The 22,221-nt window shown below is 31.3% G+C and carries 21 protein-coding genes and 2 pseudogenes; 6 read left to right on the forward strand and 17 right to left on the reverse strand.

Features of this window, described 5'->3' with window-relative positions; all coding sequences use genetic code 11:
• Nucleotides 1-84 precede the first annotated feature (84 nt).
• The 7 genes and pseudogenes from lepB to MHH59_RS13305 form a co-directional block, all read right to left on the reverse strand.
• A pseudogene (gene lepB / locus MHH59_RS13275) lies at nucleotides 85-529 on the reverse strand (signal peptidase I).
• Nucleotides 530-606: 77 nt separating this feature from the next.
• On the reverse strand, nucleotides 607-2,733 hold the full coding sequence (locus tag MHH59_RS13280) for a peptidoglycan D,D-transpeptidase FtsI family protein (RefSeq protein ID WP_201056575.1): 2,127 nt from the start codon (nucleotides 2,731-2,733) through the stop codon (nucleotides 607-609).
• A gap of 219 nt (nucleotides 2,734-2,952) precedes the next feature.
• Entirely contained in the window at nucleotides 2,953-4,740 is a 1,788-nt protein-coding gene (locus MHH59_RS13285; RefSeq protein WP_002127645.1) for a PAS domain-containing sensor histidine kinase, read from the reverse strand.
• A gap of 353 nt (nucleotides 4,741-5,093) precedes the next feature.
• On the reverse strand, nucleotides 5,094-5,945 hold the full coding sequence (locus MHH59_RS13290) for a Cof-type HAD-IIB family hydrolase (protein ID WP_016127076.1): 852 nt from the start codon (nucleotides 5,943-5,945) through the stop codon (nucleotides 5,094-5,096).
• 177 nt (nucleotides 5,946-6,122) lie between these two features.
• Nucleotides 6,123-6,701 (reverse strand): cysteine dioxygenase family protein, encoded by a 579-nt coding sequence (locus tag MHH59_RS13295; RefSeq protein ID WP_033713750.1) that lies wholly within the window; start codon nucleotides 6,699-6,701, stop codon nucleotides 6,123-6,125.
• 112 nt (nucleotides 6,702-6,813) lie between these two features.
• Nucleotides 6,814-7,680 (reverse strand): annotated as a pseudogene (locus MHH59_RS13300) (cytochrome P450); the annotation flags it as partial.
• A gap of 93 nt (nucleotides 7,681-7,773) precedes the next feature.
• Nucleotides 7,774-8,076 (reverse strand): hypothetical protein, encoded by a 303-nt coding sequence (locus MHH59_RS13305; protein WP_000717620.1) that lies wholly within the window; start codon nucleotides 8,074-8,076, stop codon nucleotides 7,774-7,776.
• A gap of 256 nt (nucleotides 8,077-8,332) precedes the next feature.
• Here MHH59_RS13305 and MHH59_RS13310 point away from each other — a divergent pair, with 256 nt between their 5' ends.
• Together MHH59_RS13310 and MHH59_RS13315 are read left to right on the forward strand one after the other, a co-directional pair.
• The gene (locus tag MHH59_RS13310) at nucleotides 8,333-8,854 is read left to right on the forward strand and encodes a DinB family protein (RefSeq protein ID WP_000568385.1); all 522 of its coding nucleotides are present in this window, start codon (nucleotides 8,333-8,335) and stop codon (nucleotides 8,852-8,854) included.
• Between the two features lie 218 nt (nucleotides 8,855-9,072).
• Nucleotides 9,073-9,477 (forward strand): PadR family transcriptional regulator, encoded by a 405-nt coding sequence (locus MHH59_RS13315; RefSeq protein WP_087973865.1) that lies wholly within the window; start codon nucleotides 9,073-9,075, stop codon nucleotides 9,475-9,477.
• 102 nt (nucleotides 9,478-9,579) lie between these two features.
• Here MHH59_RS13315 and MHH59_RS13320 read toward each other — a convergent pair whose 3' ends face one another.
• The 6 genes from MHH59_RS13320 to MHH59_RS13345 all read right to left on the reverse strand — a co-directional run bounded on the left by MHH59_RS13320 (nucleotide 9,580) and on the right by MHH59_RS13345 (nucleotide 14,939).
• On the reverse strand, nucleotides 9,580-9,735 hold the full coding sequence (locus MHH59_RS13320) for a DUF1540 domain-containing protein (RefSeq protein WP_000046089.1): 156 nt from the start codon (nucleotides 9,733-9,735) through the stop codon (nucleotides 9,580-9,582).
• A gap of 73 nt (nucleotides 9,736-9,808) precedes the next feature.
• On the reverse strand, nucleotides 9,809-10,438 hold the full coding sequence (locus tag MHH59_RS13325; protein ID WP_002127653.1) for a Vat family streptogramin A O-acetyltransferase: 630 nt from the start codon (nucleotides 10,436-10,438) through the stop codon (nucleotides 9,809-9,811).
• Nucleotides 10,428-11,711, reverse strand: a complete 1,284-nt coding sequence (locus MHH59_RS13330; RefSeq protein ID WP_003189501.1) for an MFS transporter — start codon at nucleotides 11,709-11,711, stop codon at nucleotides 10,428-10,430. The genes MHH59_RS13325 and MHH59_RS13330 overlap by 11 nt, the downstream gene beginning before the upstream one ends.
• Before the next feature lie 267 nt (nucleotides 11,712-11,978).
• A complete protein-coding gene (locus MHH59_RS13335; protein WP_002168262.1) occupies nucleotides 11,979-13,214 on the reverse strand; it encodes a cytochrome P450 family protein in 1,236 nt (411 codons plus the stop codon).
• 160 nt (nucleotides 13,215-13,374) lie between these two features.
• Complete coding sequence (locus MHH59_RS13340) at nucleotides 13,375-13,779, reverse strand: hypothetical protein (RefSeq protein ID WP_002127656.1); 405 nt, start codon at nucleotides 13,777-13,779, stop codon at nucleotides 13,375-13,377.
• A gap of 155 nt (nucleotides 13,780-13,934) precedes the next feature.
• Nucleotides 13,935-14,939: a DUF1835 domain-containing protein gene (locus MHH59_RS13345; protein ID WP_002013147.1), complete on the reverse strand. Its 1,005-nt coding sequence runs from the start codon at nucleotides 14,937-14,939 to the stop codon at nucleotides 13,935-13,937.
• Nucleotides 14,940-15,225: 286 nt separating this feature from the next.
• Between MHH59_RS13345 and MHH59_RS13350 the strand changes: the two genes are divergently transcribed.
• From MHH59_RS13350 to MHH59_RS13360, 3 genes are all read left to right on the forward strand, one after another.
• Nucleotides 15,226-15,438, forward strand: a complete 213-nt coding sequence (locus MHH59_RS13350) for a hypothetical protein (RefSeq protein WP_002127657.1) — start codon at nucleotides 15,226-15,228, stop codon at nucleotides 15,436-15,438.
• A 237-nt stretch (nucleotides 15,439-15,675) separates the two neighbouring features.
• Entirely contained in the window at nucleotides 15,676-16,131 is a 456-nt protein-coding gene (locus MHH59_RS13355; RefSeq protein ID WP_340851404.1) for a MarR family winged helix-turn-helix transcriptional regulator, read from the forward strand.
• Between the two features lie 171 nt (nucleotides 16,132-16,302).
• Nucleotides 16,303-16,485, forward strand: coding sequence for a hypothetical protein (locus MHH59_RS13360; RefSeq protein WP_201057148.1), 183 nt, complete (start codon nucleotides 16,303-16,305; stop codon nucleotides 16,483-16,485).
• A gap of 38 nt (nucleotides 16,486-16,523) precedes the next feature.
• Here MHH59_RS13360 and MHH59_RS13365 read toward each other — a convergent pair whose 3' ends face one another.
• The 4 genes from MHH59_RS13365 to MHH59_RS13380 all read right to left on the reverse strand — a co-directional run bounded on the left by MHH59_RS13365 (nucleotide 16,524) and on the right by MHH59_RS13380 (nucleotide 20,636).
• Nucleotides 16,524-16,661 carry a hypothetical protein gene (locus tag MHH59_RS13365; RefSeq protein WP_002168260.1) on the reverse strand — a complete coding sequence of 46 codons (138 nt, stop codon included), beginning with the start codon at nucleotides 16,659-16,661 and terminating at the stop codon, nucleotides 16,524-16,526.
• A gap of 39 nt (nucleotides 16,662-16,700) precedes the next feature.
• Entirely contained in the window at nucleotides 16,701-16,883 is a 183-nt protein-coding gene (locus tag MHH59_RS13370; protein ID WP_033708104.1) for a hypothetical protein, read from the reverse strand.
• Nucleotides 16,884-17,984: 1,101 nt separating this feature from the next.
• A complete protein-coding gene (locus MHH59_RS13375; RefSeq protein ID WP_002013140.1) occupies nucleotides 17,985-18,752 on the reverse strand; it encodes a DUF3959 family protein in 768 nt (255 codons plus the stop codon).
• A gap of 210 nt (nucleotides 18,753-18,962) precedes the next feature.
• On the reverse strand, nucleotides 18,963-20,636 hold the full coding sequence (locus MHH59_RS13380; RefSeq protein WP_340852947.1) for an RNaseH domain-containing protein: 1,674 nt from the start codon (nucleotides 20,634-20,636) through the stop codon (nucleotides 18,963-18,965).
• 604 nt (nucleotides 20,637-21,240) lie between these two features.
• On the opposite strand from MHH59_RS13380, the gene MHH59_RS13385 reads away from it, so the two are divergent.
• Entirely contained in the window at nucleotides 21,241-21,969 is a 729-nt protein-coding gene (locus tag MHH59_RS13385) for a hypothetical protein (protein WP_340851410.1), read from the forward strand.
• Nucleotides 21,970-22,221 lie beyond the last annotated feature (252 nt).

The raw sequence follows: 22,221 nt of genomic DNA on the forward strand, positions 1-22,221 counted from the left end.
TCTGTGAGGTTAGGATAAGCTTTTCTGCTTGTCCTATGCTATCAATATATGATTTATTTTATAAAACGTGCAAATCTAATAGAATTATTTTATCCATTTTATTTGATCAAATGGATAATATACCATTTTCACTTTACCTATTATATTTGACTCATCAATTAGTCCAAGCGTATTCCTACTATCTTTACTATGATTTCGATTATCACCTAACACAAATAATTTATGCGTGGGAACTTTCATTTCTCTACAGTTTGAAAAACGATTTGATACTTGTGACATATCTAACTGTATATACGACTCATCACGCTTTTTACCGTTAATATATACCTCATCGTCTCTTAATTGTATGTTATTCCCTGGTAATCCAATAATTCGTTTCACGTAGTATGTAGGCGAGTCTTCTTTTTTTATTATTACAACATCACCATGATGAAAAGAAGAAAAATAACTTATTAATAAAAATAATTCCTATTATAATTAAAATATAGCTACATATTTTTCTCCAATCTTTTAGAATCAATTGCTTCATAGATACCTCATTTCTAATCTATTCGTATGTAAAAAACGTCTCTAGTTCATATAATTGCTAGAGACGTTTCGTATATTTTAATTCTCTTTAGAGTCATCTATTTTTGGTGCTTCGCCAGTTAATCGCTTATTTTTCAAATCAAAATAAGCATCTAAAACATCTTTTCCAATATCAGAGTTAATACCTGATTTATCATTTATAACCCATGGCACAACAACAGAAAATGCTACTTCTGGATCGTCATATGGCGCATATCCTGCTAATGTTAAATTATAGCATTCTCTACGATCGCCTTTCTCATTTCTCCCAATATCACTTTCTCCACCGTATACAGTCTGTGCAGTTCCTGTTTTTCCAGCTGGTTTATAGGGTGCTTTTTGGAACGCCTTTACTCCCGTTCCATCCCCTTCTTGGAATACTTTCCTAAAGCCTTCTTTTACTTGATTGATATATTCTTCTTTCATATCAATTCTATTTAAAACAACGGGTTCTATTGATTGTACTACTTTACCGACCTCATCTTTTTGAACGGTTTGTTCTCTAATTTCTTGAAGAATTTGTGGTTTCATACGATACCCGCCATTTGCAATAGTTGAAATATATTGTGCAAGCTGAAGTGGTGTATACGTATCATACTGGCCAATGGAAAAGTCTAATAAGAAACCTGGCTGATTATCTTTTCTCCCAATTTGCCCCGCTGTTTCATTCGGTAAATCAATGCCTGTTGGAACACCTAAACCAAATTGTCTGAAATAATATCTCATCTTATCAAAGTATTCTTGTTTAATATCTAGTGAACTGTTCTTTACATAATCCACACCAGCAATTTTTAATGCTGTGTTAAACATATAAACGTTAGAGGAAACTTGTAAAGCTCTTAGGTCATCTATATCTCCAAAATCTTTCCATGACTTTTTCTCCTTAGTTCCTTTAAACTTCATAGGTGCATCATAAAAATGTGTTCCCGGTGTTATAGCTTTTGTTTCAAATCCGGTTAATACTGTAGCACCTTTAACAGTTGATCCAAGCTCATATGAACTTGTCAGCGTACCTAAAGCGTAATCTTCTACTTCCATTTTTCCGTCTTTTTCTACAAGTCTTTTCCCAGCCATCGATAATACTTGGCCGTTTTTCGGATTCATCATTACAACAAAAGCACGGTCCAACATCGATTCTGAACCTTTATAGGCCTTTAATATTTTTTCTATGCTCTCTTCTACTTTTTTCTGTAATTCCATATCAATTGTTAACGTTAAATTCTTGCCGCTTTTCCCTTCAGAAACTGTTTCTGTTCTAATTGTATCACCTTGTTTATCAGCAATACTTCTTACTTCTTTTTTCGTACCATGAAGTACATCTTCGTATTGCTGTTCGATGTAACTTTTCCCAACACGATCATTCCGGCTATACTCACGCACTAAATAATAATCTAATCGTTCACGTGGTAATCCTTCATCAGCATTCGAAACATTTCCAAGAACTGAACGGAATAAGCCATCATTTACATAGAGCCTTTCCCAATCAACTGATGCGTCTACACCTGGGAGATTTGCTAAATTTTCACTAATCACAGTATATTCCTTTTCACTAACATCTTTTTTAATAATTTGAGGTGCCATTTGATAACCTGAAGTCATTTTACTTTTAATAGCTAACACTTCTATGTCTTTTGCTGTTAATTCTTGAAGATTTTTTTCTGTAACTCGCTTTCTTTTTAACTCTTCTATTTTTCTGTCTAACTCTTTTCCGTTAATATCCTTTTCTCTAAACTTATCTATTTCCTTTTTAGATACTAAATCTTGAGTAAGTTTTGGATTTAACTGCATCCAAAAATCTTTCTTATCCGTCTCGGTTAACTTATCTATATCTTCTTGCGGCATTTCAATTATTTCTGCAAGTTGTCTTGCAGTTTTTAGCATTTCTTCCGATTTTACACCTTTCACCTTTGTATATGTAATCGTACGTAAAGACTTATTGTCCACTACTGGATTCCCTTCACGGTCATAAATTTTGCCGCGTGGTACTGTAAGACTAACAGTTGCATTCTCTCTTTTTTCTACTTCATTCTTATATGTTTCTCCATCGAAAATTTGTACTTTACCTAACTGGATTATAATTCCAGAAAATAATAAAAATACGCAAAAGAATAAAATATTTAACCGTATAGGTAGTGTTCTACCACTCTTTTTCTCTTTCTTTTTCACCTTGTCATAATCTCCTCCTTACAACATTTTAAATATTTTTTAGCTCTCTATATTAAAAGTAATGTACAATTTCCACACATTACTTTGTACGTATATTAATATAACGTTTAAAACTTAATAGAAATTAAAACAAATATAAAGAAAAAGTAAAGTTTACTAAATTAAATATAAAAATACCCAATAACAAAAGCTTAGCTTTGTTATTGGGTATTAGGTATTTTAGGAATTAATATTAGAACGTATTGAAATACATCTATCATCACAATTTGATAGAGATTGTTTACTCTGAATTTTCGGCAAGTACATCGTTACAGTTGTCCCGACGCCAACCTCACTCATTATACTTATTGTTCCTTGATGACTTTCAATAATTTTATAACTTAACATCAATCCAATACCGGTACCTTTTTCTTTCGTACTATAAAAAGGTTCACCTAATCTTTTAATTCTTTCTTCAGGTATTCCTATTCCTTCATCTATTACACTAATAACGACACCATTTTTATGTATTTCTTTTATATGGATTGAAATTCCCCCCCCATTTAGCATTGCTTCAATTGAATTTTGCAAAATATTAATAAATACTTGTTTCAATTGATTTTCTGAGCATTCAATGATTATCTCTTTGGAATCTGTAAATAGTTCAACTTGAATATTTGTCATGATTGCTTTTGTATTAATTAATGATACGACATTTTTAAAAATTTGATAAATATTTTTCTTTTCTGTATTTATTTCATCAGTTTTAGCAATCGACAAAAACTCTTGGAGGATTGCTTCTATTCTTTCTATTTCGGAAAGCATAAGGTCAAAATATTTTTCTTGATCTTCTTTATTAATTTGGAATAACTGTATAAATCCTTTAATTACCGTTAATGGGTTTCTCACTTCATGAGCTACACCGGCTGCTAATTGACCAATTGCCGCAAGTGTATCTGATTTATTTAGCAATTCTTCTGCCTTTTTCCGCTCTGTAATATCGCGGACAATGATCATAATTTTATCTTGTAATAATGGTAAACATCTAGCTTCAAAGAAATCGATACTTCCATTAATTGTTAGAGGATATTCTACAATTACATTCTTTCCTTCTTCTTTCAATTGGCGAATTGCTTCTTGAAATTGCTGTGCTACTGGAGACGGTAATATTTCGTAAAACTTTTTTCCCATAAAAGCTTCTGCGGGTACGTAAAATTTTGTAGGAGATCCTGCTTTATAATCTATAATTGTCCCATCGTCTTCTGTTAAAAAACATAAATCTGGTAAAGCTTTAAAAATTAATTCTAATTCAGAGGTTTGTTGTTTTAATTGCCCTTCTATCGTTTTTAAATGTGTAATATCTACCCCAACAGCCCAGTAACTAAATCCTGTTACAGGAAACTGCTCAGATATATTGGACCACATTATCGTTTTAATTTCACCATTTTTACATGTTAAACTCATTTCCCAATCTCTAAAATTTTTTCCACGAGTCAAAAATTTATTTTGTATTTGATGGCGATAATTATGGTCAGGATACAGTAATTGAAGAGCGTTTGGATTCCCAATTATTTCTTCAGCAGTATAACCTGTTACAATCTCGCATTCTCGATTCCACAAAACAAAATCTCCATTATAGTCAAGCGCATCAACCATAACAGGCATGTTTTGTAAGATCGTATGTAGTTCTTCCTCTTTTCGAGAAAGTAACGATGTATTTTTACTTTGAACTGCTTTTTTCACCCCAGCTATAATGAGGTTAGAAAGCATTTCAAAATATTTTTGGCAATTGAAAATTTCGCTTCGTTTGGACCATACAACAAAAGATCCTAAATATTGATTGTATAAGAAAAGGGGGATTTCGATTTTGGGAAGTTTACATACTTTCATTTCATTAATTCCAAATGAAAATATACATTCGTTTTCAGCATCAAGAAGTTGATGTGATATGTTGGTTAATTTATAAAATTGTTCTGCCATGGTTTCTATTGTACTCACATCAATAAGTTCCATTAGCCGCGCATTCATTCCTTTTTCACCTCGATATGTAAAATTTATACAAATTCAAAATTCATACTTCTTCATTATACGAAGAAAGTGCCCCTAGGTATATAGCTGTAGAATAATTATTCAAACAAATTCTATTTTTCAATTAAAAACAGAAAATAATATGGGATTGTTACGCGCTGCTAGTAGCAGTATAAAAATACAATAACCGTAAAATTCACAAAAGTTTCACAACTTTCATGAAAAATATAAACATTTATTCCAATATATTCTATATAATGAGTTGTAATAAGGCTTCTATGAATCTCATAGAATACCTTACCCCTAATAAAAAGAAAAAAAGAATCTATTTGGATTCTTTTTTTCTTTTTTTATTACATTACATATTTATATAAAGCATGTGCGACACCATGTTCTTCATTTGTTAACGTTTCGTATTGACACATCACTTTTATTTCTTCAACTGCATTTCCCATTGCAATTGATATATTTGCTTTCTCCATCATAGAAACATCGTTTAAGCCATCGCCTATTGCTACAGTGTTTTCAACTGGAATATTAAGATGTTCTGCTAAAGTATATAATCCATTTCCTTTTTGAGCATCTCGATGATTAATCTCTAAATTATGCCAATATGAAGATGTAATTGCTAAATCAGTATTATGCAGAAACGCTGCTTTTAACTTTTTTAACTTTTCTATGTCATAAGAAAATGGTAAAAGCTTATGCACATGTATATCAGTTTCTACAATTGGTTTACAACTTTCCGCACTATGAAATGCTGTATGTTCGAGATATAATGCTGCAATCGTTTCTAACTCTTTCAAATCAAAATTTTCTTTTGAATTCTTCACATATTCGATCTCATTACGCACACTCTCTACCCCATAATCTGGTACATATACACCTTTATTAGTATAAAGCTGATAATATAAGCCATTCTCTTCAAGATATTCTACAATCTCAAGTGCTTGCATATTTTGAATTGGATATCTCTTCATCATTTTTTTATCTTTATATATAAGTGCACCATTCTCAGCGATAATTGGGCACTCTAAATTAACTTCTAACAATAATCGTTCAATGTCGACGATAGAACGTCCTGTACAAATTGCTACAACATGGCCCGCTTCCTGACATTTTCGAATTGCTTCTGCATTCTCTTTACTAATCATTTTATTCCCCGAAAGAAGAGTTCCATCTAAATCAATTGCGATTAATTTCATTATTTCTTCACCACTTTCTATAAATACACGAGTTCATTATAAACAATAGGTATCGTTTTCATACTGATCTCGTGAAGTACTCCTTATTTATAATTTATGAAAAGCGTTTCAGGTCAAGAAATAATTAATAATAAAATCAAAAACTTTTCTTTTTAAAGAAAAGTTTTTGATTTTAAACTATGAACTATAACTAATATATTTCGTCTCACACATATACACATTCTTTTCTTCAGTTGGGACATATACTTTAAACTTTTCTAAACGTTTTCCGTAAATATGAATCGTGACAACGCTTTCATTTTCGGCTATTTCAAGAATATGACAATCAGCTGGTGGAATGACTTTATCTGTTTTTCCTTCTCCCAAATAAAGATTTCCTGTATGTGTTAAATAAACAAGTGAATTTTCAAGCTGCTTAGTTTGTATAAAATTCTGCACCATTATCCTTCCTGTAAAAACGCCTTCTACTCCCCATGTACCATCATGATCATGTAAAGGTGTAGATTGTCCATCTTTCCATACAAGAGCTAATACTTCAAATCGCTTTAAAGGATCTTCATATAATAAATGTCGTGCATATTGAGCCGAATTCGCCTTCTGTTTTTCTAGTGGAAGCCATGTTTTCTTTTCTAAAAGTTCTTCTAATAATTTTTCAATCGCACAAACAATTTGATCTTCTAATAAATTACTATCAATTAAATCCGTTACAGCTTTAATAAATGTTTGAAACGTTTTACTTCCATTACACATTAACATAAACATCCTCCTCTGCTCTTTTTCGCACACTTCCATACTAAATAACCTGCTTAAAATTTACAATTGAGAAATTAAAAACAAGGTACAGTAATTTTGTACCTTGCTGAACGTTTTACCTAGTTTTCAAAAGAATAGGTAAATATTTTAATGTTTGTTCATTTTCCAATATACATTTTTCTAAATTGAACGATGGAGATAACTCTATTTTTTCAAAGACATTTATAAAGGTAGTTAATGCAATTTCAGCTTCTAAACGTGCAAGTGGTGCCCCTAAGCAAAAGTGAGGACCTTTACCAAAGGTTAAATGCTTTTCATTTCCTATTCTGTGTAAATTAAACTCAGAAGCTTGTAAGAATTTTTTCTCATCTACATTTGCTGCACTTACCCATGCAACAATCATTTGATCCTTTTTCATAAAAGGTCCAAATATATTTGTGTCCTCTGTAATCCTCCTAGCTAATGTAACGGGAAAGCGATAGCGTAATACTTCCTCAATCGCTTTTGAAATTAATGTAGGTTCTTTTCTTAACTCTTCATATATTCCAGGTGAATCCACTAAAAAGCAATAAAAGCTATTAATAATTAAATTTGTAGTTGTTTCATTACCTGCCGCTAATAAGCCTATAGAAAAAGTAACTATTTCTTCATCGGTTAATCTTTCACCTTCATATTCAGCTCGTATTAAATCTGAAATAATATCGTCGGTTAAATGATATCTTTTCTCTTGAACAATTGGAAGCAGGTACGTTTTAAATTCATTTAACGCAATTCCTTTTTCTACATCCAAATCGTTAAATTTTTCTTTACTATATGGCATAAATAAAATATCAGACCATTCTTTAAACTTTTTACGATCCGTTGTTGGTACTCCTAATAAATCGGATATGACGGTAACAGGTAAAGGTGCAGCAAACTCTTCAACGATATTAACCTCACTATATTTTCTGATATGTTGTACAAGTTCATTTGCGATAGACTGATATGTAAATATAATAAAAAACGAATGATTAATAGAAATATTCTACGCCACTCGTTTTTTATCGGACTTCTTTTTACTGTACTTTTATTTTCTTTATGAGTTATTAGAAAAATAATTGTCTATATAAGTCTTTATTTTTTCAAAATCCTTTTCCATAAATAAGATTGCTGGTACTTCAATTATTGGAAGATTATTTTCATTATCAAAAGGTGGACACGGTTTGGGAACTACCAAATAGTCAACTGAGTTTTTATCCCTAATATAATTAATTGAAACATCATAATACTTAGAAAAATATCCCTTCAAATCATCCTGATTCCTTAAAAATGGTAGAGAAAATATTGAACCATAATTTATACCAGCGTCGACAATTAATACAAAGCATATTTTTTTCATGATACACCCTCCTCGTATAATAAGTTTTAAGTTAATAACTGTTCCTTGAAAATTAAATAGTTTTTATCTTCAAGAGCTACATCAAAAAAATGATGTATGGGTAAAATTTAGTCTTGGATAAGGTAACACTGATAAAAACAGGTTTCCTTTTTCTTTATATTCAATTAAATTATATCATTATTTTACATGAATTTTCAGACTTTGTTTTTTTATTTTATTGGTAAACTTATGCTTAGCATGAATTGGAGGGATATATATGATAGATTATAGAATAATTTCAAGAGAAAACTATTCAAATAAGATTGGAGAGCTTGTAACAATGCTTGAACATACAAGAGATGTTACATTGAGCGAAATCTCCAATTTAAACCAAAGTGATTTAGATTTCTTACCAAACGGTAGTTCAAACACTATTGGTTCTCTCTTATCACATATTGCAGCGATGGAGTTTGTTCATCAAGTTATCTCGTTTGAAAAAAGAGATTTAACTGAAAGTGAATATCTAAAGTGGCGAATTTCTTTAGAACTTGGAGACAAAGCAAGGGAAGGAATAAAAAAGCAATCTTTAGATTATTATTTGAATGAATTATCACAAGTTAGAGAAAATACACTAACATATCTGAAATCAAAACAAGATAGCTGGTTATTCGAGGAAAACAAGTGGGATAATGGTGTGCCTTATAATAATTACTACTTGTGGTTTCACGTTATGGAAGACGAAATTAATCATCGTGGACAAATAAGAACAATTAAGCGATTGATGGGAATGAATAAATAAATCTTATTCAACCAAAGGGTGCTTTACTTGAGAAAGTCACTAGAAGAGTCAAATGATAACTATGAACTGCCCCCAATTGCTAGGTTTTGTTTAACAATTGGGGGCAGTTCATTTATAGCGCATAGGTAATCAGCTTTTTGTTAATCATGAGGTAGATATTTTTAACTAAAAAACCAATAATGGAAATATATTGCAGCTTATGACCCGTTTTTACACGTATCTCGGCTGAACCCCATAATACACTGTATCCCGCTCTTCGGCGCTTCGAAAATATGGGGGCTATAATTAAACAAATACATAAACAAGTCGGAAAGCCGAATCGAAATATGTACGACATAACTGAAACAGGAGAAGAAATTTTTTCTGAAATGTTAAGAGAGTTTCCCGAAAAGATTGCGACAAATAACGCTGAGTTCCTTGTGCGTATCGCGCTATTTGAAAAACTTGATTACGAAGCTAGAAAAGAAATTTTAACAATACGCCAAGACGTACTACATAAACAACTTACTGCTATTCAATCTTTACATGTTAGCTCATCTTTTATTACAGAAGTCATTGAATTTAGTAAATCACGTATTGAACATGAATTGCTCTGGATTGCATCACTTATGAAGAAAATATGAAAAAATAAAAAGAAAAGTTAAAAACAATGAATGAAAATGAGATTTATTATCAATACTATAATTAATAAAAGGGCAACCACGATTTGGCTACCCTTCAAAAATTTATACTTCTGGATCAAAAGTTTTGCAATCTGTTTCTTCAGTTGTAGATGCATGTTTACCTTTATGACTTACTACATAAATTGCATCTGCACTACATTTATTGCCGTTAGCCCAAAATTTACAGTTGTTTACTTCACATAAAACGTCTTGTGCCATAGTATCACACCTCCTTGTTCTATTATCATTAACAAAATTCGGAGGTATGATACTCTTTGTCATGCATTTTTTATTACCTTTTTAACTTTCTTAATGGTTCAATATCTCCTTGTACAATAGCATCTATATTTTCGGTTATTTTTTCAATGTCAAAATGCCACCATTGAATTTGCAATAATTCTTCTATTATTGTATTTGTGAATCGTTCCTTTATTTTATTTGCAGGGTTTCCGCCAACAATTGTATATGGTACGACATCTCTAGTCACAACAGATTTAGCTGCAATGATTGCACCATCCCCTATTTTTATTCCGGGCATAATAGTTGTATCCATACCAATCCAAACGTCATTTCCTATAACTGTATCACCTTTGTAAGGTAAATCAGACAAACTAGGTGTATATTTCTCCCACCCATTTCCAAATATATTAAATGGATATGCCGAAAATCCATCCATCCGGTGATTCGCTCCGTTCATAATAAAGGTAACTCCATTTGCAATACAACAAAACTTTCCAATGGTAAGCCTATCCCCAATAAATTCATAATGATATAATACTCGATCTTCAAATGTTTCTCCATCTTTCGCATCATAATAAGAATAGTCACCAACAAATATATTAGATTTCGTTATTGTATTTTTTATAAAATGAACGTTTTGATTTCCTTCAATAGGATATTTAACATTTGGATTAGGATTCATGTTGCACAGCACTTCCTTTACCATTCATTTCACTTTCTACTGCTATTACTGGCTTTAAATTGTATATAGGTAAAATAAACAATAATCCAATTATAAATAGTAGAGCCGTCCCCTCGTACATCGTACCTAATGAAAACATCTCCTTTAAGGAACCAGCTATACTCATCGTTACTACCATTGAACCGGTGAATAGTGGACTTAAAATGCCGTTCACGCGACCAATAAAATCGGTATCGCTATTTTGAATAATGAGCGTATTAATACCAATTTGGATACATGGAAGAGCTAAACCACTAAAAAGTTGTGCCGTAAGTGTCACCCATAAATTTGTGGAGTAGCCTATAATACCAATTCCAATTGCCTGACCGAGCATCCCTACAATTAACATCTTTTGGGGAGCAACGTTTTTCGCAAATACCATCGCTAAAGCCCCGCCAACAATCATTCCCGCACCATTTACTGTTAGTAACCATTGTAAACTCTCTTTTGATAACCCTAACTGCTCAGTCACAATAAAAATGCCTAGTGGCTGAATTAAACCTATACCTAGTCCAGCTGCCATAAAACAAAACCCTAGCAAAGTTAATGCTTTTTTCTTTTTTACATATTTAATACCATCCAGCATTTCCTGTAACAGCGTAATTTCTTTCTTCTCATTATCATTCTCAAGATCTTTCGGAAGAAATAACAACACAGCTGCTGCAAGTAAAAAAGCGATACCTGTTATGATGATTGAAGTATAAATTCCAAAACTATGAAAAATAAATGTTCCAAGAATCGGTCCTAACACCATAAAAATCGCAAATATTGTTTGATATATAGACATCGCTAATTGAATTTGTTCCGTTGATAAATGCTGTTTAAACAACTTCATACCAGATGGTTGAGAAAACTGCGAAAGGATTGCAGAAATAAGCGTCACAAAAAACACGATTTTCCACGTTCCAAACATAAGAGTAATTAATACAGCGAATACGGAAATAGAACTTAACGTCTCACACCATATCATTGTCTTCTTTGGCTTCCACCTATCAGCAAAAGTTCCACCAATGAATGAGAAAATAAAAATGGGAGCAAATTCAGCAACCGAAATCATCGAAATAGCAAAAGCATCACCTTTCGTCATTTCCATAACATAAAGTAATATCGCAAAGTTACGAACCCAAATACCAACTTGTAAAAATAATGCTGATGCTAGAATCCCTTGCACAAATCGATTTTTTAATACTTGTGATACCCCATGATTTTGTTTCGTTTCTGCAGTCGTCGACATAAAAAATCCTCCTATTTCGTGTTCTGAACAGGAGGCAGCACAAATCATATGAAAAGACTATATATTCGCAGTGCGAAACACATCCCTTTTCTATACATGCACATACTAATCCTATTCAGAAGAATATTTCGTTTTTTAACGAAGATCTCTTACAAATAGAATTAGTTGATCATTGGGATGTTTTCACCCTTCCGTTTCGAATTTAAATAACACATACATACTCTATGTTAATCATTTGTCATGTATGCATGTCTCAATATAACTATTCTAAAAAGACAATGGTAATTCCTCTAAAGAACGCATTAAATAATTACCTTGCCAATTAATTTTTTCACGCTCACCTTTTATTTGTAACGATGGCATCCGTTTAAACAAAGTAGTAATAGCAATCTTTGCTTCCAACCTAGCAAGTGGAGCGCCTAAGCAGAAATGGCTACCATGCCCAAAGGCAATATGACGGTTATTTTCTCGTGTAATATCAAATACTTCTGGGTTTTCAAATACTGTTTCATCACGGTTTGCTGAAGCTAATGCGATAATAACCATATCTCCTTTTTGGATTGTTTGGTCATGAATTTGAAACGGCTCAGCCGCCCATCTTGCAGTTGTCACCTCAACTGGAGAATAATAACGCAATCCTTCCTCAATAGCTGAATCAATTAATTCCGGATTCTCTTTTAATAACTGTAATTGCTTCGGATTTTCAAGAAGTGCTAATACCGTATTTGTTATTAAATTCACTGTCGTCTCATGTCCTGCTACAATTAATAACATGATCATTGAATATAGCTCTCGAGCACTAAGTTTATGCCCTTCATTTTCTGCAAGTATTAGCGCACTAACCAAATCTTCTTTTGGATTTTTTCGTTTTACATCAACTATATATTGGAGATATGTAATAAACTCAGATAGTTGTTTTTCGGTTTCTTTTATTTCTTCAGGTGTTTCTGGCGATGCAATGACAGCATGAGACCAAATTCTAAATTTCGCTTGATCCTCTTTTGGAATTCCAAGCATCTCACTTATTACAATAATCGGTAATGGGAATGAATAATCATCCACAAGATTTAATGTACCTTTTCGCTCTATCTCATTTATTAAATCATCCGCTACTCTCTGAATTCTTCCGTCTAATTGTGAAATCATCTTTGGTGTAAAAGCTTTTTGAACTAAAGATCGTAAACGACTGTGATTAGGTGGATCTGAATTTAACATGTGCGTTGTTAAATGATCACTATTGTCAACAGAAAGATACATGTTCTTTGTATCTTGAGAAAACACATTTGCCATATCTTTTTTTAAACGATTATCTTTTAAAAGTGGCAGAGCATCTTCATATCTTGTAATGAGCCATTCTTTACCGATTTCAACTTCATTTACAAATAATATAGGTTGCATTTTTCGTGACTCTTTATAAATTTCATATGCATCTTCTTTAAACTGAGCAGAAGCTAAATTAATGCCATCTTCTATTTTTCGGCCAACCTTATTTTTAATTGACATTACATTCCCTCACTCTCAATTATTTTTAAAAATCAACCCAATATTTGAATTATACTTCAATAAGAACTGAAAAATTGTAAATTTTCAATTAAAATCTTACTTCTAATATTGAAAAATAAAAAAGTGAGAGAGTAAAATCATTCTACCCTCTCACTTCCCATTATGCAAAGCACATAAAATTACTAATTTGTTGATATCGATAACTTACTTTACGGCGGCGACCAGCTTGCCAAGTGTAGCCGGATACCCCACTTCTTCTTACTTCTGTCGGAAAAAACCATAAGTCTCTTCCGAAAGGTCCAGGACGATGCAAACGTAAATAGCCCCATCTTCCTAGACAGTTACACATCCATGATTTCATATTCCCTGCTTGTGCTGGAGAAGCAAATGTGGATGGTAAAGACGGAGCTTGTGACGGTGGTGGTGACGTTGGAGCATCTTCCGCATCATCTGGTCTATAATCTTCTAGTTCAACCTCTCTAACTTCGATATCAGGTTCATATCCGTATTGTTGTGGATTATAATACATCGTTTGATCATATGGATAATTTTGTTCGTTATACATATTAACAAATCACCTTCTTTTCATTCATTACCTTTAACATTCATATGTGATATGACACCTATCGGAAGCTTATGTATAGCCCAAATTAAACTAAAAAAATAAAGCTCGTATCTTTTTTTCAAAAATACGAGCTTTTTTATAAACGGAATATATTATTATTTTTTCAACTTCACACTATAAAAACGCATTTCCTCTAATAAACCTTCAAATTCAAATACCTCTTGTTTAATTAATACTTTCAAGCGATACTCTAAGAAAGTATCCCCAACTAATTGCTCTACAAGGCCAAGCGCTTCACCAATTACTCTCGGAGCTTTAAGGAAGTCTTTATCAGCACCTACTTTTTTCGCACACTCAATAATGAATTGGTCAAAATATTCTTCTTGTACAGAATGCACTTCATTGTCTTTCCAAACTCTTAAAAATTCCATGCTATTCGATAAACTATCCCACTCGTGTTCAAGATTCACTCTACTTTTTTTAGTTAAAAACGGTGATTCTGCAAAACTATTTTGGAAAGTAGCTAAACTTTCGGGCGATAATTCTCCCGTTCCACGTATATCATACTCTTGGTTTAATATTTCTCTACTCATTTCAGATGTATTAATGATTCGAATATTTTTCTTACCTTTTAATTGCGCCATTACAAAACAAAGGCCTACATGTTCATGTGCGTTATCTGCCTTCCAAATGGTAATCGGTGTTTCATTAGGAATAGAATGTAGCTCTTCTAAAGTTTCCATAAATTTTGGTAAATATTCTTCTTCAAAATAACTATCATAAGAAGTTAAGTTGTTTAATAACCATTGCTGTCTTGCGAGTTGCCCTTTATTCGTATGTAATTGATTAATCGGTCCAATTGAAAAGAATTCAGAGAATGCAACAACACTCTCCTCAAATAGTTCTTCTTGACTTAACATATATTTTAAACACCCAGTTGTTGAATCATCAAAAGCGATATGAATGTGTGTACTTTCTTTTACATTCTTTTTATAAGATGTATTACTCGTTAGTTGCTTAGGTATACTTATCAAGTGTTTAATCGTATCTTCACTATAGTTCTCTTCTAATAAATCTAATTGTATAAGAATGCTTTGCAGTAAATGTTTTGCTTCATCTTCGTACATATCCTCTACAACATTTTTGATTTTATCTATCATGTAAATCCCTCTATTCATTACTAAAATAACGTAGATTATAGTGTATCATTTTAGTAACGGTGTTTTAAAGTTTTTTATAGATTATATCTAATTATAATTTCATATTAGTACAGTGATATATTAGCGTTAATTTATGTTTATTTCGTATAGATGTTAACATTTCAGTACACTTCTTCTATTACACATCACTTTCACGATATTTTTTATTTATTTTTAAAACGCTTTGTAAATTCTTTTATTTAAATGTATATTTATATAGAAAATAAAAATTACAGGAGCAATATCTATGGAGAAAGTACATACTTATTACAAACATTATTTAAAAAATTGGAGATTTATGTTCATTTGCATATTACCTGCTGTTGCTTTATTATACACTTTCGATGTCATCTTTGAACTACTGTTCCACCAAGATTTCTACTTGTCTAATTTAATATCTGCCATAATATTATTTTTATTATTTATTAATATTAAAGATAAGTTTCAAGTCAAAGATTAAAGAAATTTATGATAACTTCTGTTTTAATTTTGAATACTTTATTTTTGAAAGTGCTCTGCTTTATCAAAAGGTGATGCGACGTTCATCACCTTTTTTTATTTCTACAAAATGAATTTTTTATTAGGTTTTTTATCAATATCGTTTATTGACTTTCCCTACAATTTGATTCAAAATAAAATAGTTCATCAATGAACAATTTCGAGTTGAATTATTTTAAAATGAAAGGAAGTTATTACTTTGAGTCTACATAAACAAGGTATCAAACAAGCCAGTGAAATTGTCCATTCATTTGTAAAAATAAACAAAGAAATTATAAAGTTTACTCATCAAAACGCTTCTACGTTAGGATTAACAGTTCAACAAATGGGCATCTTAAATTCAATTTATGCAACTCCTAATACTACTCTTAAAGATATCTCAGAACGCCTTTCAGTTCCTAAAAGCACAATGAGTGTAAATGTAGATGAGTTAGTTAATTTAGGATTAATTGAGCGAAAACAATCACATGAAGATCGTAGAGAAATACAATTAAAAGTAATAACAAAAGGACAAGAAATATCTAAGAGATCCATTGAAAACTCTACTTCTTATAAAGCAATGGAACTAGCACTAGAACAACTGTCTGAAGAAGATATCCAAATCTTATTACGTATCCATAATGACTTACTAAATTCTCTACAACATTTTAAATAATTCGTCTCAATCATTTTTCAAAACCAATCTGATTTTTTGTTTTTGATTTATGAAACAGCTAGCTTTTGCTAGCTGTTCTTTTTATGGTTCTTTATCATTCTCTTGAGATTAAATGACTAGAACAAGCATACCTTGTCATATGTTTTAAAAAAGATAAGGGACGTGACAACATTGGATAACAATAACAATCAATTTGTTTTTCATACAATAAAAAGTTCGGCAATTAAAAAATTTGTAATTATCGACTTAATTACTGGAACAGGAATTTATTGGACCGTAAATTTCATCTCCTCAAGTGCATTACTTGCAATTATTAGTTGTGTTTTGGGAACAAAAAAAATGCAACAGTCTTAAAACTCCAAACAAAAATCTATCTGACCAAAATGAAATTTCTATAACAAACCGTTATGTTTCTGCTTGCAATCTTTATAGTAGTTTTTGAATTGGTGTCTTTCCTTTTTAAATATGCCCTTATATTTCTTTAGAAACTCATCATCCGACATAACTTTCACGTCAACGGTTTCAGGCATTTTCTTCATCCTATTTAATTTCTCTCATACCGTTTCCCTTCACTTGTCCACTTCTTCTTTATCTTCCCAAATCGGTATTTTTTCTTGTCCACCTCTTTTTTTCGGTTGTATATCAAGGGATCTATCCAACTGGTGTAACTCTTCACCAGTTGGGCACGCTTTATTCATTAGCTGAATGACTGTAATAACAACGTCTATCTTTTCGCTCGATGATATCGTCAATTTCGTATGTGACTTGAGTTCGTTATTCTTTTATTAGTCTCATATCATTCATCTACAAGGCTACCTTGATCGCCATATCTAGTGCTTTCGATTAGTTAGCCTCTTTTATATTCCACGTAATTGTGTGATATTCATTATTTTTTTCCCCTTTGCTTCACTGATTAACTGAGTGATTTCATATACACCATATAGAATATATTCCACCAGACTTCACTCCTTGAATACTTTTCAAAAAAACAATACATACTATTTTCAAGCCGCTGTATCCACGGCTGGTACTTCTTTCTTTTGTTACAGCGAAGCAGATAGGTTCTTCACTTATCTGCTTTCTCTGTATATTTTTAAAAACATCGTAAACACTACCTACAAGCTGTTTGAACTATCAACTTCACTCTTCTTGTAATGGGAAAGCAAATTATCACAATTGACTAACTCATTCGACTAACTGGCAGACAACTAAAATTGCTGTCTGCTTTGTGTATGAGATTTTATATTTTACATATACTAGTTTTGAACCTGTAGACCAATACGAGCCATTTTGGTGTTTTGAATTTCCTTTCTTGGGATAAGTATATTTTACTTATCCCTTTTTTATTGTATAGATAAATACACTTAGGTTAACAATAATTACAAGCAGATTTTCTGTTTATTCGTAGTTCTAAACCAAAATGTTTTTCTCCTTTAGTGGACAGTAGGTACGACTGCTTGTCCTTTTTTATTTATATTTCATACGCTCTTTTTTGACTGCTTCGAATCACTCTATCCTCTTCATCGAAATAAATAGCCCTAAATAAGAATGACCAATATGCGGTACTATATCTCCATCAAATAAAACAAAGGGATTTTCCAAATAGTCGATGTTTGCAACCATATAAAATAGGCAGTTTCTGATTACCCAGAAACCGCCATACATAAAGATTTGTTAAGTATTAATTTCTTCTCATTACTAAAATGTATTATGTAACTACTAGTAGTTTATATATTTCACTGGATAATTGCTAATAAACATGTGAGAGATAAAAAAGCACACAGAGGAATATATAAAACCCCTTAATGATTTATCAATTCTACGATAAATCATTAAGGGGTTAACTAATTTTACTATGCATTATGCCTATTTCTTCGACGTTCCATCCTTGTTTGTCCTTGGATAGCTTCTACTTTATATTGCGGTTCTTGCTCTATCATTTGATTTGATTGAGCCGGTTCATCATAATTACGCTCATAAATTGTTTCTGGTGTTTTTCGTTTAGAAGATTTCCCACCAAACTTTAATAATTTTATCTTAAACTTTGGTAATCTAGGAATACGAATTTTAAATGTTGGTTTGTTGCGTTTCTTTTTTTGTTTAAATATATTTGTATTTTCAACTTTATTATCTTTTTCTTTTCGATGTAATAACATCGCAAGTAATCCACCTAATATAAGTCCTCCAACTAAAAGGAGAATATATAAGTAATGGCTTGTCATTAAACTAGTCATACGCTCAAGTATGACTAACGACTGTACTTCTTTTATATCCCATAGTAAGGCGGTCCATAATGAGAATAAGCCCAAAGTAAGCCCGTATGTACGAAACCGGAATAAACACGGAATTAACGCAATGCAAGCGGCGATTTTCGCGTTCGCTATTATTGAACTTATTGAAATATCCTGATTCCAAATGACTAACAGTAATGTTATAAATGGTGCATACGCTATCCAGCTACATATACGTGAATATATCTTTTTCGCAAAGTAACTACCGAAACTAGTAAAAAATAAAAGTCCTCCAATAAATAAAGATTGTTCAAGAGGGATTTGCTTTAACATTCCTGCAATTGGAAAGAGGCCGCTCAGTAGCATTAATAATACATCTAATTTCTTCACAATTCCCCATTCCTTTCAAATTTTCTTTTCAATTAATAAAAATCGCTTTTCCATATGATGTAGTTTTTGTATTTCTAAAAAACATCTTAATCCTGTATGTAAATAAAGTAAATACGTAAAAGAAAAGATACATGACAAAGGATAGCCTTATTTACATGAAAAAATGACAAATCCTGCTCATTATTACTAGCAGGATTTGTACACTATTATTTATATTAATATCAATGTATCTTCTTTTTCTAAAATTATTACATCTTCATCTAATTCGTCATTGAATTCTTTAAACTCCCTTGAATCAATATCGGTAGTATAATTTTTAATTAATTTAACCATATGCATTACATACGTATTATGAATATTTTGTTCTGAGAGCAAGGTTGATTTACAGCACATGTAATGTATCATTTTGGCGATTTCTTCTCTCTCTTCAGATTTTACACCAAGCGGGATAACTTCGAGTATGTACTGCTGTACTATCTCATTACAATCTAATTCGTATGCAGCCGTGCTATAGTAAATTCCCATTTGATCTACAAATAATCTCGTTTCATTCATAACATGTTCTTGGTCTCTAACAATATAGTTCGGTACATCTGAGTTAGTATTAATTCTAATTATGTTTATATCCTCTTTTAAATTTGAGATTATTTCAGGTGAAACCCCAATATTAACGCTTTTATTTTGCAATTCCTCTATCCAATATTTCCTCATATTGGCATCTACAATAAAATAAACTTCTTTATTTTGTTTATGTGCATCTTGTGAAATTTCAACTAATGTTTCTGACATAAATTGTTTAAAACTGACTCCTATATCATTCCTTTTTGATGGTTGTGGTAAAAACACTTTATTATTACCTATATTTAATAAAGTATGATCAATTGTGCCCCATTCTTCTTGACCATATAATTTATATAATATTTCTCTCCCATTTATTTTTGAAAAAATAGGTAAGAAATCATATTTAGACATTTTCTCAATTGATAAATTTACAATTATCCCCGGTAATTTTATCTTATTCCAACTACACTTTAAGAACCCCTTTTGTTCTAACAAACTAAGAATGGCATTAATAATTTCTTTTTTAGATACACTTTGTCCGATAAATAAATTAATAAATGCTGAAATACGTTCCGTTTGAGCGAATCCTTCCCGAATAATTTGCTTTGGATTAATTTTTTCGCGACCATCACAATTTTTTATTGCAATTAATGCTAATTTCATTTCATTTTGCTCACCTGCCGTAGCATGTACAGCTTTTACGACATCGTCTACTAGTTTCTTTTTGTTTTTATGGCTATATTGCATTCTATATGGATTTTGTAACAATTTCCTAATGTTATATCTTACTATTTTTAACAACACCGGATTGTCTGCATTTAATACATAGGAGGAATCTCCGTTTTGAGCTAAAACTATTTTGCTATCTAATAACGCTTGTTCTATCTCTATTACTATATCATCTGACCATACTTCTAACGTAATTGAGTCTAATCCCTTTGGGGCAAATAAAGGTAATAACTCATTCTCATTATTAGTTAATACATTTTCACATTCTGGAAGTAACGTGAAATATGGGCATATTCGTTGGAATTCATTAAAAAGTTCCTCTTTTTCTCTTACTTTTATACCAAATTTTATTTTTGTTCCTTGAACTTTATATATATTTTCGTTATATGGAAGAAGCACTCTTATCTTTGTTCCTCTAATATACTCTTTCGGACATTGGAGAATGTTCTCTAATTTAACTTCTCCCCCTATCCTATAATCATCTTTTAAATTTCTAAAACGTTTAATCCACTTTATTCCTTTTACAGCTTGTTGTACTTTTAACTTTACAAATCTTTGCTTTTTATTATTTGATTCAAATTCAGGAGTTGAAATCAGTATTTGGCTCCGCTTTCGCCCTAAAAGTATAGGGATATCTTTATGATTATATTGTTGATATTAAGACTGCTTTTATGAGCATTTCGTATAAGTGTGATTTAACTGATTAAGTCTATTTTTAAAGACGACATATCAGCGATATTTTATATCTATTTCTTAAATGTGTTAGCAAGTTCGTTTGCAAACTTGTTAGCACTTTTTTATATTTCTTCTATTTGCTATACCTAAAAAAACATCGTACTTTTGTGCGGAAAATATACCTTCGTTTCATTACATTTCATGCATCACAAAAAAACGTTTATCTGATAAAGTTTTTTGTGATATCACTACTTGATTATTTTGTGGCTGTTTTTATTTAAGCTAAAATTCATCTTTACATGAGCTGTATAAAGTTATATCACATCATTCAATGTAACGTTTTTCTTGATACATTGAATACATTTAATTTATTTTAAGTGTGTGGTCAATTTGGTGGCCAGTGGTTAAGAAAAGAGTTGGATTTCCATTTAGCTCTTTTTTATTTAAATAATAGGCATAATACAAAAATCCTTAAAATTTGATATAATGATACAGTTATTAATATCAACTAGGAGGTTTAACATTGAAAAAATTATTCATAGCATTACTACTCGTTATAGTATCTGTGCTTTCAGCATGCAGCACAGGTGATGGAAAAATTTCCAAAGAAGAATTTAAACAGATTAAAAAAGGAATGAGTATGGAAGAGGTCGAGAAAATTGTAGGCGGAAAAGGAGAAGAAAACGTTAATCAATACAATCCATCACTTGTTGAATATAAATATCCTGCATCAGATGGTGTAGAAGAAGATGGTTATGTTTACATATTGTTTAGCGATAGCAATGTAGATGTTATTTTAGACTTTGGATTATTGCAAAAGAAAGAACAACCTAAACAAGAAGACACAGTCGCAAAAGAGACAGTTAAAGTAGAAACAACTTGGGAAAGTAAAATTAAAGAAGTAGCGTCAAGTGATAAATCTACAACCGAAAAATTTGATGAAGTGAGTAAGTACGCTAATAGCTACAAACCATCTAATGATGAAGTAAACACTTTTGGTACTGAAATTATTAAAGAATATAAAGATAAAAATTACATTAAAGATGTATCTAATCATGAATATATGTTAACTAATCTTTTCAAGTCACAAGTAGTCGATAAAAACGCATTAGAAAAGCCATTAAAAGATTTCGCTTTCGATTTTTGGCAAAACTCTAAATACAACTACCGCGGTGTAGAAAATGCGACAAGTAGTGCTACACAAGCAAATGAACGCCAAATGGATAAAGCTTTAAATAAAATGAATAAATAGAATTACCATTTTTGGGGAGGGTATATTATGAAGGTTGTACGCTCTATATTCAAAGGATTTCGTTTAATAGGTTTAATTGTAAAACCCGTACTTAAAGCATTATCTAAAAGTAAATTTTAAATCTCATAAAAATAAAAATCCCCTTCTGCATCTGAGTGCGGAAGGGGATTTTTTCAAATTAATCTATTCGTTCTACAGATACTGGTTCATAGATAAATAAGAAACGGTACCTTTACATTAACATCTATAAAG

The sequence above is a fragment of the Bacillus sp. FSL E2-0195 genome, from assembly GCF_038003645.1.
GTDB lineage: Bacteria > Bacillota > Bacilli > Bacillales > Bacillaceae_G > Bacillus_A > Bacillus_A mycoides.

Coding starts and splice junctions, on each gene's coding strand:
- MHH59_RS13285 (WP_002127645.1), bottom strand. CDS start 4,740: ATGAATGCGCGGCTAATGGAACTTATTGATGTGAGTACAATAGAAACC.
- MHH59_RS13290 (WP_016127076.1), bottom strand. CDS start 5,945: ATGAAATTAATCGCAATTGATTTAGATGGAACTCTTCTTTCGGGGAAT.
- MHH59_RS13295 (WP_033713750.1), bottom strand. CDS start 6,701: ATGTTAATGTGTAATGGAAGTAAAACGTTTCAAACATTTATTAAAGCT.
- MHH59_RS13305 (WP_000717620.1), bottom strand. CDS start 8,076: ATGAAAAAAATATGCTTTGTATTAATTGTCGACGCTGGTATAAATTAT.
- MHH59_RS13310 (WP_000568385.1), top strand. CDS start 8,333: ATGATAGATTATAGAATAATTTCAAGAGAAAACTATTCAAATAAGATT.
- MHH59_RS13320 (WP_000046089.1), bottom strand. CDS start 9,735: ATGGCACAAGACGTTTTATGTGAAGTAAACAACTGTAAATTTTGGGCT.
- MHH59_RS13325 (WP_002127653.1), bottom strand. CDS start 10,438: ATGAATCCTAATCCAAATGTTAAATATCCTATTGAAGGAAATCAAAAC.
- MHH59_RS13330 (WP_003189501.1), bottom strand. CDS start 11,711: ATGTCGACGACTGCAGAAACGAAACAAAATCATGGGGTATCACAAGTA.
- MHH59_RS13335 (WP_002168262.1), bottom strand. CDS start 13,214: ATGTCAATTAAAAATAAGGTTGGCCGAAAAATAGAAGATGGCATTAAT.
- MHH59_RS13340 (WP_002127656.1), bottom strand. CDS start 13,779: ATGTATAACGAACAAAATTATCCATATGATCAAACGATGTATTATAAT.
- MHH59_RS13345 (WP_002013147.1), bottom strand. CDS start 14,939: ATGATAGATAAAATCAAAAATGTTGTAGAGGATATGTACGAAGATGAA.
- MHH59_RS13350 (WP_002127657.1), top strand. CDS start 15,226: ATGGAGAAAGTACATACTTATTACAAACATTATTTAAAAAATTGGAGA.
- MHH59_RS13365 (WP_002168260.1), bottom strand. CDS start 16,661: ATGCCTGAAACCGTTGACGTGAAAGTTATGTCGGATGATGAGTTTCTA.